This is a genomic window from Paenibacillus sp. Y5S-9 (assembly GCF_036894235.1).
Lineage (GTDB): Bacteria > Bacillota > Bacilli > Paenibacillales > Paenibacillaceae > Paenibacillus.
The window spans coordinates 6,053,896-6,068,515 of sequence record NZ_CP145887.1 but is presented as its reverse complement, the minus strand read 5'-3'; the positions used below and the strand labels follow the sequence as shown (position 1 = coordinate 6,068,515).

Sequence of the window (14,620 nt, the reverse complement as noted above, 5' to 3'; positions counted from 1 at the left end):
CATGTTGGTACCAAAACGCGTAAAACACCGTAAGCAACAACGTGGACATATGAAAGGCCAAGCTAAAGGCGGAACGACTCTGAACTTTGGCGAATACGGTCTGCAAGCTACGGAACCGGCTTGGATTACGAACCGTCAGATCGAAGCGGCTCGTATTGCGATGACTCGTTACATCAAACGTGGTGGTAAAGTTTGGATCAAAATTTTCCCAGACAAACCAATCACTCAAAAGCCTCTCGAGGTTCGGATGGGTAGCGGTAAAGGTAACGTAGAAAAATGGGTTGCAGTAGTGAAACCAGGTAAGATCATGTTTGAACTTGCTGGTGTACCGGAGGAAATTGCACGCGAAGCAATGCGTCTTGCCGCTCACAAACTGCCAATCAAAACGAAGTTCGTGAAACGTGAAGAATTGGGTGGTGAAGCAAATGAAAGCTAGTGAATTTCGCAACCTAACCTCTGCTGAAATCGAGCAAAAGATTGCCGGATTTAAAGAAGAACTCTTTAACCTCCGCTTTCAATTAGCTACCGGTCAGCTGGATAACCCGACTCGCATCCGTGATGTGCGGAAAGAAATAGCTCGTGCTAAAACCATTATCCGTGAGAGAGAATTGGGAATCGGTTAATTAGGGATAGGATGGACAATCCGTCCGTAATCAGGAAGGAGGCCAACAATGAGCGAAGAACGTAACGCACGTAAAGTGCAAACTGGTAAAGTGGTCAGCGATAAAATGGACAAAACAATTGTTGTTGCTGTAGAAACTTACAAAAAACACAACTTGTACCATAAACGCATTAAGGTTACTAAAAAATTCAAAGCACATGACGAAGAAAACACTGCGAAAATCGGTGACACGGTGAAAATCATGGAGACTCGTCCGCTTTCGAAAGATAAACGCTGGAGACTTACTGAAATCGTAGAAAAAGCGGTTATCATCTAATGCTCAGCAGCACTGCTGAAAGGAGGAATACTAAATGATTCAACCATTTACACGTTTGACTGTGGCTGACAACTCCGGTGCGAAGGAACTGATGTGTATCCGCGTACTCGGCGGTACGGGACGTCGTACAGCTCAAATCGGTGATCTGATCGTTTGTTCTGTTAAACAAGCAACACCAGGCGGCGTTGTCAAAAAAGGTGATGTAGTTAGAGCGGTTGTCGTTCGTACGAAACGTTCTGTACGTCGTAAAGACGGTTCCTACATCGGTTTTGATGAAAATGCAGCGGTTGTTGTAAAAGACGACAGAAGCCCACGTGGAACACGTATTTTCGGACCAGTTGCTCGCGAACTTCGCGATAAAGACTTCATGAAAATCGTTTCCTTGGCTCCAGAAGTTATCTAAAGCTTAATCTCGTGATGTTAGAAACAGGAGGTGTACGAAATGCCAAGAGTGAAAAAAGTTCTGGAATCCCATAACAACAAACTTCACGTTAAGAAGGAAGATACGGTTATGGTGATCAGCGGTAAAGACAAAGGTAAAAAAGGCCGTGTCATCGCTGCTTATCCTCGTGAGAACCGCGTCCTTGTGGAAGGTGTTAACATGGTGAAAAAACACCAGAAGCCTAACCAGCAAAATCCGCAAGGCGGCATTATCGAGAAGGAAGCTCCGATTCACGTTTCCAACGTAATGCACATCGATCCGAAGAGCGGAAAAGTAACCCGTGTAGGTTACAAAGTTTTGGATAACGGAAAGAAAGTGCGCGTTGCTAAACGTTCCGGAGAAATTATCGACTAATTGAACCGAATGAGAAAGGAGGGCTATGATTCATGGCATCAAGAATGAAAGAACGTTACCTGCAAGAAATCGCTCCTGCTTTGATGCAGAAGTTTAACTATACAACGGTAATGCAAGTGCCGAAAATCGAGAAAATCGTTATCAACATGGGTGTGGGCGAGGCTGTCCAAAACTCCAAAGTGTTGGATTCCGCAGTAAACGATTTGCAACTGATCGCAGGTCAAAAACCTGTAATCACTCGTGCAAAAAAATCTATCGCAGGATTCAAACTGCGTGAGAATATGCCTATCGGTGTTAAAGTAACATTGCGCGGCGAGCGTATGTACTTCTTCCTCGATAAACTGTTCAACGTTACGCTTCCTCGTGTCCGCGACTTCCGCGGTGTATCGAGCAAAGCTTTCGACGGACGTGGTAACTACACGCTGGGTCTGAAAGAACAACTGATCTTCCCAGAGATCGAGTATGATAAAGTTGATAAAGTCCGCGGTATGGATATTGTCATCGTAACAACGGCGAAAACAGACGAAGAGTCCCGCGAATTGCTCACGCAAATGGGAATGCCTTTCGTTAAGTAATGTTGGCATAACGTTTCCGGGTGTCTGGAAAGACTCCCTTTTCTCCGAAATTATTTAGGAGGTGTCAGGCTAAGTGGCAAAAACTTCGATGAAAGTTAAACAACAACGTACACCTAAGTTTAAAGTACGTGCATATACACGCTGTGAGCGTTGCGGACGTCCACATTCGGTCCTGCAAAAGTTCAAAATTTGCAGAATTTGTTTCCGTGAATTAGCTTATAAAGGCCAGATCCCTGGCGTGAAAAAAGCAAGCTGGTAAAAAGTCCTGAACGGGAAGGAGGTTAACTCACAATGACTATGTCTGATCCAATTGCAGATATGCTTACTCGTATTCGTAACGCGAACACTGTTCGTCACGAAACGGTAGAAATGCCTGCTTCGACAATGAAAAAACAAATCGCCGATATCCTGAAGCGTGAAGGTTTCATCCGTGACGCTGAAGTTATCGATGATAACAAACAAGGGATTATCCGTGTTTTCCTGAAATACGGTCAAAATAACGAGCGCGTTATCACTGGTCTGAAAAGAATCAGTAAACCTGGTCTTCGTGTTTACACGAAAAGCAACGAAGTACCTCGTGTACTTGGTGGCCTGGGAATCGCGATCATCTCGACATCTAAAGGTATCATGACGGACAAAGAAGCTCGTCAATCGAAATCCGGCGGAGAAGTCGTTTGCTACGTTTGGTAATATAACGTCACAAGATAGGAGGTGCAACATATGTCTCGTATTGGTCGCAAACCAATCACAGTACCAAGTGGTGTAGACATCACCCTGGACAACACCGTTATTACGGTAAAAGGACCTAAAGGAACTTTGACTCGTGAGCTTCATAAAGACATGAAGGTTACAGTTGAAAATAACGAAATCACAGTTGTGCGTCCTTCCGATAACAAAACTCACCGTTCTTTGCACGGCACAACGCGTAGCGTTGTAAACAATATGGTGAGCGGCGTTACTGAAGGATTCGCGAAATCTCTGGAATTGGTTGGGGTCGGATATCGTGCAAGCAAATCCGGAGATAAAATCGTTCTGAACGTTGGTTACTCTCACCCGGTTGAAATTACACCGGAAGCGGGAATCGAATTCGAAGTACCTTCGAATACAAAAATCATCGTTCGCGGAATTGACAAAGAGCGTGTAGGTGCTTACGCTGCTAAAATCCGTTCCGTACGTGAACCTGAGCCGTACAAAGGTAAAGGTATTAAATATGAAGGCGAGCGTATCATCCGTAAGGAAGGTAAAGCCGGTAAGAAGAAATAAGATTTCTCTTACCGCCTTTGCGCGGCTTTCGGCTTGCTTGCTTCGTGTGTTTCTAATATACCCCGTGGCTTCTGCTTTGAAGCCAGCGAGGTAACCTGAAAGGAGTGAATCTTTGAGATGATTACGAAACCAGATAAAAATAAGGCTCGTCTGAAAAGACACCTTCGTGTTCGTAAGAAAATCCAAGGAACGGCAGCACGTCCTCGTTTGAACGTATTCCGTTCTGGTAAACATATGTATGCTCAAATCATCGATGATGTTGCTGGTGTAACAATCGCTTCCGCGTCTACCGTAGACAAAGAATTGAGCACTGACATCAAAAATGGTGCATCTGTTGAATCAGCTCGTAAAGTTGGCGAACTCGTTGCTAAACGTGCGAAAGACAAAGGTGTTTCCAACATCGTATTTGACCGTAGCGGTTATCTGTACCATGGTCGTATCGCAGCATTGGCTGAAGCGGCTCGTGAAGCAGGACTTGAGTTTTAAGATATTTTTCAAAAGGAGGTTAACGACTTGCGTGTAGATCCGAATACTTTGGAACTGACTGAAAGAGTTGTAAATATTAATCGCGTAGCTAAAGTAGTAAAAGGCGGACGCCGTTTCAGCTTTAGCGCACTGGTTGTAGTCGGCGACGGCAACGGCTGGGTTGGAGCTGGTATCGGTAAAGCGGGCGAAGTACCTGATGCAATTCGCAAAGGTATTGAAGACGCTAAGAAAAACCTTGTACACGTTCCACTCGTAGGAACATCGATTCCTCACTTGGTAACAGGTAAGTTCGGCGCAGGACGCGTGCTGTTGAAACCAGCATCTGAAGGTACTGGTGTTATCGCTGGTGGTCCTGTACGTGCGGTTCTCGAACTTGCTGGTGTAGGTGACATTTTGACAAAATCTCTGGGTTCTTCGAATTCCATGAACATGGTCAATGCGACTTTGGAAGGTTTGTCCCGTTTGAAGCGTGCTGAAGACGTGGCTAAACTGCGCGGAAAATCCGTCGAAGAGCTTCTGGGTTAAGGAGGGAATTCTCATGGCTAAATTAGAAATTACCCTCGTCCGCAGCTTGATCGGACGTCCGGAGACGCAAAGAACAACTGTGAAAACATTGGGTTTGCGCAAAATCAATAGCAAAGTGGTACAAAACGATAATCCTGCCATCCGTGGTATGATTAACAAAGTAAGCCACTTGGTTGCTGTTAAAGAAGTAGAAGCTTAATATCGGGTTAATCCCACAAATCTTTAAGGAGGTGCAACGAACGATGAAGTTACATGAGCTTTCACCATCTCCTGGATCCCGCAAAGAACGTAAACGTCTTGGTCGCGGTCCAAGTAGTGGTACAGGTAAAACATCAGGTCGCGGTCACAAAGGACAAAACGCTCGTTCTGGCGGTGGAGTACGTCCAGGCTTCGAAGGTGGACAAAATCCATTGTATCGTCGCTTGCCAAAACGTGGTTTTGTAAACCCAACTCGCAAAGAATATGCAGTTGTGAATACTGAAGACCTGAACAGTTTTGCTGCGGGTACTGAAGTAACTCCAGAATTCTTGATGACGAACGGCGTAGTTAAAAACGCTAAATCCGGAATCAAAATCCTGGGTAACGGTGATGTCACTGTGAAGCTGACTGTTAAAGCTAACAAGTTTTCTCAATCTGCTATTGAGAAAATTGAAGCTGCCGGCGGTACAACCGAGGTGATTTAATGTTCAAGACCCTAAAGAATATCTGGCGGGTTGAAGATCTGCGCAAAAGGGTATTATTTACCCTTTTTGTACTGATCATTTACCGCATCGGCTCCTTTGTTCCCGTACCGGGAGTTAACAAAGATGTGTTCGAAGCGACAAATTCTGCGGGTAAAGAAGTTTTTGGACTTCTCAATACGTTCTCGGGTGGAGCACTCTTCCAGTTCTCGATATTTGCGCTCGGGATCGTGCCTTACATCACTGCGTCTATCATAGTACAGTTGCTTTCCATGGACGTTATTCCTAAATTAGCGGAGTGGGCAAAGCAAGGTGAACAAGGTAAGAAGAAATCTGCACAGTTGACCCGTTATTTAACCATCGGGCTGGCATTGATTCAAGCGTTTGGTACGTCGATCGGATTCAACCGCTTGTACAATACAGAGATGGTGCCTAACGCTACATTTGCAGATTATATCTTGATCGCGATTGTACTTACGGCCGGTACTTCATTCCTGATGTGGCTTGGTGAGCAGATCACTGAGAAGGGCATAGGAAACGGGATTTCGATCTTGATCTTTGCGGGTATCCTATCTACGGTGCCTAACATTATCAAACAAACAATCGAATCTGACTTCATTCAACCTGACCAACTGTTTATGAATATTCTTAAAGGTGTTATCATCGCAATTGTTATTGTGTTGATCATCATAGGGGTCATTTACATTCAGCAGGCGATTCGGAAGATTCCGGTACAGTACGCTAAGCGTGTCGTAGGTAACAAAATGTACGGTGGACAGAATACACATATCCCGCTGAAAATTAATGCAGCAGGTGTTATCCCTGTCATCTTTGCTTCATCGCTGTTGATGTTCCCAACGATCATCGCCAACTTCTGGGCAGATCGCCTCTGGGCACAGTGGATCGGACAGAATCTGACTACACACAAACCTCTTGGTATGTTGCTGTATGTCGTGATGATCTTCGGTTTCACATTCTTCTATACTTTTGTACAGATGAATCCACAGCAGATGGCTGACAATATGAAAAAGAACGGCGGTTACATCCCAGGCATTCGCCCGGGTAAAGCAACCGAGAAATATCTGACCCGTGTCATGACTCGTTTGACAATGGCCGGAGCCATCTTCTTGGCAGTCATTTCCGTTCTGCCTGTATTCTTAGGGGCACTTTCTGGTTTGCCTCAATCTGCGCAAATTGGAGGAACATCCCTCCTGATCGTTATCGGTGTTGCGCTGGATACGATGAAGCAAATCGAAAGCCAATTGATCAAACGCCACTACAAAGGTTTTATCAATAAATAGGCAATAGGTACCGGTCGAGTGAAGATTTACTTGCCGGCACCTATTGTGCTGTTTGTTGATGTAGGGTAGTCTTGGAGGGAGTGACATAACGTGAACATCCTATTCATGGGCCCTCCGGGGGCAGGAAAAGGAACGCAAGCAGACGTCATCGTGAAAGAGTTCGGTATTCCCCATATTTCAACAGGCGATGCATTTCGTCTAGCGATCAAACAGGGAACTCCCATTGGCATGAAAGCCAAGGAATATATGGATCAAGGATTGCTTGTACCAGATGATGTAACCATTGGCATCGTTGAAGAACGTTTGCAGCAGCCTGACTGCAGAGAAGGTTTCCTCTTGGACGGATTTCCAAGAACCCTTTCGCAAGCAGAAGCGCTCGATGGCATTCTGGATCGATTGAACTCAGGTCTCGATCATGTAATCAACCTGAAAGTGGATCGCAACAAATTACTCGCTCGTTTGACGGGGCGTCGAATTTGTAAAAACTGTGGTTCCACTTATCATGTGGTATTCAATCCGCCTAAGCAGGAAGGTATTTGTGATAAATGCGCTGGTGAGTTGTATCAACGCTCTGATGATAATGAAGAGAGTGTAGGTACACGACTGGACGAGTATATCAACAAAACAGCACCACTCCTCACGTTCTATGAGACTAAAGGTCTTCTTCGTCAAATGAACGGAGAACAGGATATCGATCAAGTTTCTCAAGAAATCGTGTCCTTACTGAGAGGTTAATTGATGATCATTGGTAAGTCCGAAACGGAACTGGGCTTGATGAGGGAAGCAGGGAGAATTGTTGCGGAAACGCATCGTCTCTTGGCAGAGCATATCGCTCCCGGTATTACGACTGGAGAACTTGACCATATGGCAGATCAATATATCCGCAGTCAAGGAGCTGTGCCGTCTTTCAAAGGTTATAACGGTTTCCCTGCCAGTGTGTGCGCTTCAGTTAATGAAGAGTTGGTACATGGATTTCCCGGCAAACGCAAGTTGAACGAGGGCGATATCGTTACGTTTGACATTGGCGCGCAGTACCAGGGGTATCATGGAGATTCCGCCTGGACTTATCCGGTCGGCCGTATTTCCGAAGAAGCCCGTCGTCTTCTGGACGTTACCGAGGCTTCGTTATACGCAGGTCTGGCGCTGGTGAAACCGGACGTTCGCTTGTTTACAATATCTCATGCGATTCAGAAATATATTGAAGATGAAGGGTTCTCCGTAGTTCGTGAATATGTCGGTCACGGCATAGGCGCAGATCTGCACGAAGAACCACAGATTCCGAACTATGGTCTTCCCGATCGGGGACCACGGCTTAAAGCGGGCATGGTGCTGGCCATAGAGCCGATGGTTAACGTAGGTAGACGGTATGTGAAAACGTTGGAAGATAACTGGACTGTCGTCACGGTTGATGGTAAGTTATGTGCCCACTTTGAACACACCGTAGCAGTTACACCAGATGGTATGGAAATTTTCACGAAACTGAATGCGTAGGTGATGAGGCATGAACAGTCAGTCTAATCCGCAGCTCGGTCAACTTGTGAAGATCCGTAAAGGCCGCAATGCGGACCAAGCCGCAGTAATTGTTGCTATAGCGGACAGTAAGTTCGTATATATTGCGGATGGAGACAAACGTAAGTTTGATCAACCTAAGAAGAAGAATCTTCTTCATCTTGAACTCCAGCCCATGATTAGCAGCGAGGTTGTGAACAGTTTAAACGAGAGTGGTCGGGTGACAAATGGAAAGCTCCGTTACGCGGTTCATTCATTTCTGGAATCCACCAACATTCAAGCTGAAGAGAAAGGAGACTGACTAATGGCCAAGGAAGATGTCATTGAAGTGGAAGGTACGGTTCTCGAACCGCTACCGAATGCAACATTCAAGGTTGAGCTTGAGAACGGTCATCAAATTCTCGCTCACGTTTCCGGAAAACTGCGGATGCACTTTATCCGTATCCTGACTGGAGACAAAGTAGTTGTTCAGTTGTCGCCTTATGATTTAACAAAAGGTCGCATAACTTACCGTAAATAGTAGTAGACAGTTGCAATGAACTGTGAAGCTTATGTAGCGGGTTTTGCCCGGCAAAACTTGCGAAAGCTTCGAAGCCGGTTTTACAATAGTAGAACAAGGTCAATGCTTACGAAGAGGGTTTTGCTTAGCAAAACTTTGAGGAGGTAATTCACATGAAGGTAAGACCTTCGGTCAAGCCGATTTGCGAAAAATGCAAAGTCATTCGCCGCAAAGGGAATGTTATGGTTATCTGTGAAAATCCGAAACACAAACAAAAACAAGGTTAAAGAAGGGGGTGTAGCGTAAAATGGCACGTATAGCTGGTGTGGATTTGCCACGTGATAAGCGCGTTGAGATCGCCTTGACTTATATTTTCGGAATCGGTAAAACGACTTCCCAGAAAATTCTGAGCACAACAGGCATCAATCCGGACACTCGTGTTCGTGATTTGACGGAAGATGAAGTCAGCAAATTGCGTGAAAGTATCGATAAAGAGGTCAAAGTAGAAGGTGACCTGCGTCGAGAAATCTCTTTGAATATTAAACGTTTGACGGAGATCGGTTGTTACCGTGGAGTTCGTCATCGTCGTGGTCTGCCTGTTCGTGGACAACGTACGAAAACGAATGCTCGTACTCGTAAAGGTCCTCGTCGTACAGTAGCGAACAAGAAGAAATAATAAGGGGGGATAAGAGAAAATGGCTAAACCGAAAAAAGTCGTACGTACTAAACGTCGTGACCGTAAGAATATTGAATCTGGCGTGGCGCATATCCGTTCCACTTTCAATAACACTATCGTTACTATTACGGATCCTCACGGAAATGCAATTTCGTGGGCAAGCTCCGGCGGCCTCGGATTCAGAGGTTCCCGTAAATCGACTCCGTTTGCTGCACAAATGGCTGCTGAGACTGCTGCCAAAGCTGCAATGGAACATGGGATGAAAGCCGTTGAGGTTATGGTTAAAGGACCAGGCGCAGGCCGTGAAGCAGCGATCCGCTCTTTGCAAGCTGCTGGTCTTGAAGTTAACCTGATCAAAGACGTAACTCCAGTCCCGCATAACGGATGCCGTCCTCCAAAACGTCGTCGTGTCTAATGAGATTTGCCCCTGCGTGTGGTATATTTCCGGCACAATCTGCTAATAATGGTTGTTTAGGCATACTACTACATGTTTTCGCAAGAGAAGGTAAATGTTTCATAGAGGACCGACGTTTTGAAGGAGGGGTATTGCAGTGATTGAAATCGAAAAGCCGAAAATTGAGACGGTAGACGTCAACGATGATGGCACCTATGGGAAATTCGTAGTAGAACCGCTTGAGCGCGGATACGGTACGACGCTTGGAAACTCGCTTCGCCGAATCTTGCTCTCGTCACTGCCGGGTGCGGCAGTGTCTTCGGTTCAAATCGATGGCGTTCTGCATGAATTTGCTACAGTTCCTGGCGTAATGGAAGATGTAACGGAGGTTATTCTTAACCTGAAAGCTTTGTCGCTTAAGATTCATTCTGATGAGGAGAAAGTGCTCGAGATTGATGCTGAAGGCGAAGGAGCAATTACGGCTGGAGATATCCGTGCTGACTCCGATGTGGAAATCCTTAATCCGGATTTGCACATTGCTACGCTCGGACCAGGTTCGAGACTTCACATGCGTATTTTTGCCAATCGCGGTCGCGGCTACGTCCAGGCAGATCGGAATAAACGCGATGACCAGCCGATCGGCGTCATCCCAGTCGATTCCATCTTCACCCCGATCAGTCGCGTTAACTACGCTGTGGAAAATACGCGTGTCGGTCAAGTGACCAACTATGACAAGCTCACGTTGGAAGTTTGGACTGATGGAAGTATTCGTCCTGAAGAGGCTGTAAGCCTCGGCGCTAAAATTTTGACTGAGCATCTGATGCTCTTCGTGGGTCTTACAGACGAAGCGAAAGATGCAGAGATCATGGTCGAAAAAGAAGAAGACAAAAAAGAAAAAGTACTCGAAATGACGATCGAAGAGCTGGATCTCTCTGTTCGTTCCTACAACTGCCTCAAACGTGCCGGTATTAATACCGTGCAAGAGCTGACTACGAAAACGGAAGAAGACATGATGAAAGTCCGTAACCTCGGACGCAAGTCTTTGGAAGAAGTTCAAGAGAAGCTTGAGGAACTTGGTTTGGGACTCCGTACAGAAGAATAGACAGCCGAGTGCTTGAAGTGAAGGAGGGAAAACAATGGCATACCAAAAGTTGGGCCGTAATTCCAGCGCACGTAAAGCTTTGTTCCGTGACCTGGTAACCGACCTGTTCTTATACGAACGCATTCAGACAACTGAAGCGAAAGCAAAAGAGGTTCGCTCTATTGCTGAAAAATTGATCACTAAAGCGAAAAAGGGAGATCTTCATGCCCGTCGCCAAGTGGCAGCTTATGTTCGCCGCGAAACTATCGATGGTGAGCAAGATGCAATCCAAAAACTGTTTAGCGAATTGTCCGGTCGTTACGCTGAGCGTCCAGGTGGATACACTCGTATCCTGAAACTGGGACCTCGTCGTGGTGACGCAGCGCCAATGGTTTACTTGGAACTGGTAGACCGCGCGTAAAACAGATGAGATGAGGAAAGGGGACAGAATCAACGATTCTGGATTAACCCTTTTTTTCTCTTCATTTCGGAATTCGTGCTGTAATAGAAGCTCCGTAAGGGGCTTCTTTTGCTGTTCGGGATAGGGATATGTATAGTATGGAACAAAGGTGTGGTAATAATGCGGAACTTATGTATGACGTTAACTTATGATGGCACTGCCTATCATGGCTTCCAAGTACAGCCGGGCGGGAATACCATTCAGGATCATCTTGAAGATGCGATTCGTGCTTTAACCGGTGAGAAGGTTAAAATTACTGGTTCAGGCCGAACAGATGCAGGTGTTCACGCTCGCAGACAGATCTTCAATTTTCCTACGGAGTCCCAGATCCCGATTGAACGTTGGTGTATTGCACTCAACTCCAGACTACCCTCCGATATTGTCGTTATTGATGCGATTGAAGTTTCGGCTGATTTTCATTCTCGCTATGCAGCGAAAAAGAAAACGTATCGTTATACAGTCAATGCGAATCAATTTCCGGATGTATTCAACAGAAGACTGCAATATCATCATCATGCGAAGCTTGATATTATGGCAATGCAGGAGGGCTTACGACATTTCATAGGGACGTATGATTTTACCTCTTTTGCTTCACGCAAGTCTCAGAAAGAGAATCATGTCCGTTCGGTATACGAAGCATGGATGGAAGTGGACCGATCAATGTGCAGAGACCATCCGCGCGATCAGGGTGTCATTCACATTTATGTGAGTGGTAACGGCTTTTTGCAGCATATGGTTCGTATCATTGTTGGGACACTGCTGGAGATCGGAGAGGGCAAACGGAAAGCCTCTGATGTACCGAATATGATTGCTGCATGTAATCGATCTGCTGCAGGACCTACTGCAGTTAGCTGCGGTTTAATGCTCTGGGATCTTGAATACAAAAAAGATTAAATTTTGGTGAGTGAAAAGCTTAATTAACACTTGCGATTTAATCGCCTATCATGTAATATAAAAGTTGTGTTTTCTTAATGGCTTTCCCACAGCCCCAATTAAGAGGTTCACATCAAATTTACAATCCATCAACACCTAAAGTTATAACTTAACGAACGAAGATAAATGAAAATGATGATTTTGAACATTTTAAGGAGGAACTTTTCATGCGTACTACGTACATGGCGAAGCCTAACGAAGTTGAGCGCCAATGGCACATCATTGATGCTGAAGGCAAAACCCTCGGACGTTTGGCGAGCGAAGCAGCTGCTTTGATTCGCGGCAAACATAAGCCACAATTCACTCCACATGTGGACACTGGCGATTTCGTTGTTATCATCAATGCTGAGAAAATCGTATTGACTGGTAAGAAAATGCAAGGTAAAAAATACTACCGTCACTCTATGCACCCAGGTGGTTTGAAAGTAACTACTGCTGAAGAGATGGTTAAAAACAAACCTGAGCGTATGTTGGAATTGGCTGTTCGCGGTATGCTTCCTAAAACTCGCATGGGCGAGAAAATGAAGTTGAGACTTAAAGCGTACAGAGGCACTGAGCATCCACATGCAGCACAAAAACCAGAAGTTTACGAACTTCGCGGTTAATTAAAAGGAGGACAGTTTCATGGCACAAGTACAATACTATGGGACAGGTCGTCGTAAACATTCGGTAGCACGTGTTCGCCTTGTACCGGGTGAAGGACGCATTGTCATCAATAAACGTGATATTAATGAATACTTCGGTTTGGAAACACTCAAACTGATCGTAAAACAACCACTGAACTTGACAGAAACGCTCAACAACTATGACGTTCTTGTTATTGCTCATGGTGGCGGAATCTCCGGTCAAGCCGGCGCAATCCGTCATGGTATCTCCCGCGCTCTGTTGAAAGCAGATCCGGAATACCGTGCATCCCTGAAAAAAGCAGGATTCCTGACTCGTGACCCACGTATGAAAGAGCGTAAAAAATACGGTCTTAAAGCGGCTCGTCGCGCACCTCAGTTCTCCAAACGTTAATATTAAAAGCCTTTGGCCTCGGTCAAAGGCTTTTTTATATATTCATGACCATTCAACCTTATACTATATATGTTTTGCAATAGCTCTCATAACTCTGATGTCTCTCCACATGCTTGTGCATTTTTCCTTCATTGCCTTTTCAATCTTCTTTTAATGTCCCTCAATACAACCCTATAATATGTACGTTAATACATCTACATCTTATTGAACCTCTCTAATCGTTTTAGATCATTCATTTTGCGCTTACCCATCGGTCACCACACGATCAACACCTTCTTATAAAATCATCAATTGGCGCTTACGCTGGATTTCTTAAAGCGTTTGGTTTACTGGTTTTGCACTTAATTCTTTACTGCAAGTCTCATCAGTATTTCTTATGGAAACGATTAAAGTCCCTTACATATCAATTGATATATGTTGTCACTCAGCTCCCTTTGAAACTTTATCTTCTTTTTCTTATTTTCAATCGACCAGTGATTTTTGAATGCTGCTTTTGCCTGCAAGAACTGTCCAAACCTAGTAGCAGCAAAACTTTCCAAGCTGAAGAGATGTATTATCATCTGACCAATGACTTGGACCAACATCATTGTTTTTGTATCATGAACTGAGAAATGGATAAATCGAACTAAAATATTGTGTTAGAGCGACAATCAAAAATGGGCAAAAACTGATTTATTTTACCATATGGCAGGCATTGACATCCGCATTGAAAGATTTATACTAAACATAATTCATATTAGATTAGTCGGCTTAAAGATGTATTGAAATGCAGAATGGGGGAAATTCACAGATGAACTTGTTGGAGAAAGAAGAATTGGCACGGACGAAGGCAGAGGAACTGGAACATGCTAGTCCAGAGGATATTATTCGTTATGCTATTGAAACATTTCCTAATATCACTTTTGCATGTAGCTTTGGTGCGGAAGATGTTGTACTTGTAGATATGTTGCAGAAGATCAGCCCATCCACAGATATTTTTTATCTGGATACTGATTTCCACTTCAAAGAAACATATGAAACACGTGATAAGATGCAAGAGAACTACAACCTTGAATTTGTACGCGTGTCACCTAAGATTACTCCGGAAGAGCAGGCAGCTCAACACGGTGAAGAGTTGTGGAAGTCTGATCCGAATGCGTGCTGTAACATTCGCAAAGTCGAACCGTTAACACGAATTCTTTCTCAGTATGATGCATGGATTACAGGTATTCGTAGAGATCAAGCACCAACTCGTGCAAACTCCAAGAAGGTTGAGTATGATTCAAAATTTGGCCTGATGAAGTTTAATCCGATTGCACATTGGACGACGGAGGATGTATGGCAATATATTCGTGACAATAACGTTGTATATAATCCTCTACATGATCAGAACTACCCGAGTATTGGCTGTGAGCATTGCACACGTCAGGTTATGCCTGGCGAGGACCCTCGTGCTGGACGCTGGTCTGGTAATGATAAAACGGAATGTGGCCTTCATAAATAATAGA

The 14,620-nt window shown here is 44.8% G+C and carries 27 protein-coding genes; all 27 read left to right on the top strand.

The features are described from left to right. Position 1 precedes the first annotated feature (1 nt). The 27 genes from rplP to V6669_RS26655 all read left to right on the top strand — a co-directional run bounded on the left by rplP (position 2) and on the right by V6669_RS26655 (position 14,616). Complete coding sequence (gene rplP, locus V6669_RS26785) at positions 2-436, top strand: 50S ribosomal protein L16 (RefSeq protein ID WP_017692082.1); 435 nt, start codon at positions 2-4, stop codon at positions 434-436. Further along, on the top strand, positions 426-623 hold the full coding sequence (gene rpmC, locus V6669_RS26780; protein WP_017692083.1) for a 50S ribosomal protein L29: 198 nt from the start codon (positions 426-428) through the stop codon (positions 621-623). Before rplP ends, rpmC begins: the two co-directional genes overlap by 11 nt. 48 nt (positions 624-671) lie before the next feature. After that, complete coding sequence (gene rpsQ / locus V6669_RS26775; protein ID WP_017692084.1) at positions 672-938, top strand: 30S ribosomal protein S17; 267 nt, start codon at positions 672-674, stop codon at positions 936-938. A 34-nt stretch (positions 939-972) separates the two neighbouring features. Then, a complete protein-coding gene (rplN, locus tag V6669_RS26770; protein WP_017692085.1) occupies positions 973-1,341 on the top strand; it encodes a 50S ribosomal protein L14 in 369 nt (122 codons plus the stop codon). A gap of 39 nt (positions 1,342-1,380) precedes the next feature. Continuing rightward, positions 1,381-1,734, top strand: coding sequence for a 50S ribosomal protein L24 (gene rplX, locus V6669_RS26765; RefSeq protein WP_017692086.1), 354 nt, complete (start codon positions 1,381-1,383; stop codon positions 1,732-1,734). A gap of 32 nt (positions 1,735-1,766) precedes the next feature. Continuing rightward, on the top strand, positions 1,767-2,309 hold the full coding sequence (gene rplE / locus V6669_RS26760) for a 50S ribosomal protein L5 (RefSeq protein ID WP_338588647.1): 543 nt from the start codon (positions 1,767-1,769) through the stop codon (positions 2,307-2,309). A 73-nt stretch (positions 2,310-2,382) separates the two neighbouring features. Then, a complete protein-coding gene (locus V6669_RS26755; protein ID WP_013312154.1) occupies positions 2,383-2,568 on the top strand; it encodes a type Z 30S ribosomal protein S14 in 186 nt (61 codons plus the stop codon). Positions 2,569-2,600: 32 nt separating this feature from the next. Beyond that, positions 2,601-2,999: a 30S ribosomal protein S8 gene (gene rpsH, locus V6669_RS26750; RefSeq protein ID WP_017692088.1), complete on the top strand. Its 399-nt coding sequence runs from the start codon at positions 2,601-2,603 to the stop codon at positions 2,997-2,999. 30 nt (positions 3,000-3,029) lie between these two features. Further along, positions 3,030-3,572, top strand: a complete 543-nt coding sequence (gene rplF / locus V6669_RS26745) for a 50S ribosomal protein L6 (protein WP_017692089.1) — start codon at positions 3,030-3,032, stop codon at positions 3,570-3,572. A gap of 117 nt (positions 3,573-3,689) precedes the next feature. Beyond that, positions 3,690-4,058, top strand: coding sequence for a 50S ribosomal protein L18 (gene rplR / locus V6669_RS26740; RefSeq protein WP_017692090.1), 369 nt, complete (start codon positions 3,690-3,692; stop codon positions 4,056-4,058). A 27-nt stretch (positions 4,059-4,085) separates the two neighbouring features. After that, a complete protein-coding gene (rpsE, locus tag V6669_RS26735) occupies positions 4,086-4,583 on the top strand; it encodes a 30S ribosomal protein S5 (protein ID WP_017692091.1) in 498 nt (165 codons plus the stop codon). Between the two features lie 13 nt (positions 4,584-4,596). Beyond that, positions 4,597-4,782, top strand: a complete 186-nt coding sequence (rpmD, locus tag V6669_RS26730) for a 50S ribosomal protein L30 (protein WP_017692092.1) — start codon at positions 4,597-4,599, stop codon at positions 4,780-4,782. 43 nt (positions 4,783-4,825) lie between these two features. Then, positions 4,826-5,266, top strand: a complete 441-nt coding sequence (gene rplO / locus V6669_RS26725; protein ID WP_062836188.1) for a 50S ribosomal protein L15 — start codon at positions 4,826-4,828, stop codon at positions 5,264-5,266. Then, a complete protein-coding gene (gene secY, locus V6669_RS26720) occupies positions 5,266-6,564 on the top strand; it encodes a preprotein translocase subunit SecY (protein ID WP_047841120.1) in 1,299 nt (432 codons plus the stop codon). Before rplO ends, secY begins: the two co-directional genes overlap by 1 nt. Before the next feature lie 90 nt (positions 6,565-6,654). After that, positions 6,655-7,299 (top strand): adenylate kinase, encoded by a 645-nt coding sequence (locus V6669_RS26715; RefSeq protein ID WP_036607188.1) that lies wholly within the window; start codon positions 6,655-6,657, stop codon positions 7,297-7,299. Between the two features lie 3 nt (positions 7,300-7,302). After that, the gene (gene map, locus V6669_RS26710; RefSeq protein ID WP_036607191.1) at positions 7,303-8,055 is read left to right on the top strand and encodes a type I methionyl aminopeptidase; all 753 of its coding nucleotides are present in this window, start codon (positions 7,303-7,305) and stop codon (positions 8,053-8,055) included. A gap of 10 nt (positions 8,056-8,065) precedes the next feature. After that, entirely contained in the window at positions 8,066-8,374 is a 309-nt protein-coding gene (locus V6669_RS26705; protein WP_091039171.1) for a KOW domain-containing RNA-binding protein, read from the top strand. Positions 8,375-8,377: 3 nt separating this feature from the next. Further along, positions 8,378-8,593: a translation initiation factor IF-1 gene (infA, locus tag V6669_RS26700; protein WP_017692098.1), complete on the top strand. Its 216-nt coding sequence runs from the start codon at positions 8,378-8,380 to the stop codon at positions 8,591-8,593. A 152-nt stretch (positions 8,594-8,745) separates the two neighbouring features. Beyond that, the gene (rpmJ, locus tag V6669_RS26695; protein ID WP_003333770.1) at positions 8,746-8,859 is read left to right on the top strand and encodes a 50S ribosomal protein L36; all 114 of its coding nucleotides are present in this window, start codon (positions 8,746-8,748) and stop codon (positions 8,857-8,859) included. A gap of 20 nt (positions 8,860-8,879) precedes the next feature. After that, positions 8,880-9,248 (top strand): 30S ribosomal protein S13, encoded by a 369-nt coding sequence (gene rpsM / locus V6669_RS26690; RefSeq protein ID WP_062329455.1) that lies wholly within the window; start codon positions 8,880-8,882, stop codon positions 9,246-9,248. A 19-nt stretch (positions 9,249-9,267) separates the two neighbouring features. Beyond that, positions 9,268-9,663 (top strand): 30S ribosomal protein S11, encoded by a 396-nt coding sequence (gene rpsK / locus V6669_RS26685; protein WP_017692100.1) that lies wholly within the window; start codon positions 9,268-9,270, stop codon positions 9,661-9,663. A 136-nt stretch (positions 9,664-9,799) separates the two neighbouring features. Next, entirely contained in the window at positions 9,800-10,744 is a 945-nt protein-coding gene (locus V6669_RS26680) for a DNA-directed RNA polymerase subunit alpha (RefSeq protein WP_017692101.1), read from the top strand. A gap of 34 nt (positions 10,745-10,778) precedes the next feature. Then, a complete protein-coding gene (rplQ, locus tag V6669_RS26675; RefSeq protein ID WP_017692102.1) occupies positions 10,779-11,144 on the top strand; it encodes a 50S ribosomal protein L17 in 366 nt (121 codons plus the stop codon). Positions 11,145-11,303: 159 nt separating this feature from the next. Further along, entirely contained in the window at positions 11,304-12,077 is a 774-nt protein-coding gene (gene truA, locus V6669_RS26670; protein WP_338588646.1) for a tRNA pseudouridine(38-40) synthase TruA, read from the top strand. A 206-nt stretch (positions 12,078-12,283) separates the two neighbouring features. Beyond that, positions 12,284-12,721: a 50S ribosomal protein L13 gene (rplM, locus tag V6669_RS26665; protein ID WP_024633564.1), complete on the top strand. Its 438-nt coding sequence runs from the start codon at positions 12,284-12,286 to the stop codon at positions 12,719-12,721. A gap of 19 nt (positions 12,722-12,740) precedes the next feature. Next, the gene (gene rpsI / locus V6669_RS26660) at positions 12,741-13,133 is read left to right on the top strand and encodes a 30S ribosomal protein S9 (RefSeq protein ID WP_017692105.1); all 393 of its coding nucleotides are present in this window, start codon (positions 12,741-12,743) and stop codon (positions 13,131-13,133) included. Positions 13,134-13,923: 790 nt separating this feature from the next. Then, positions 13,924-14,616, top strand: a complete 693-nt coding sequence (locus V6669_RS26655) for a phosphoadenylyl-sulfate reductase (protein WP_091039173.1) — start codon at positions 13,924-13,926, stop codon at positions 14,614-14,616. Positions 14,617-14,620: the final 4 nt, after the last annotated feature.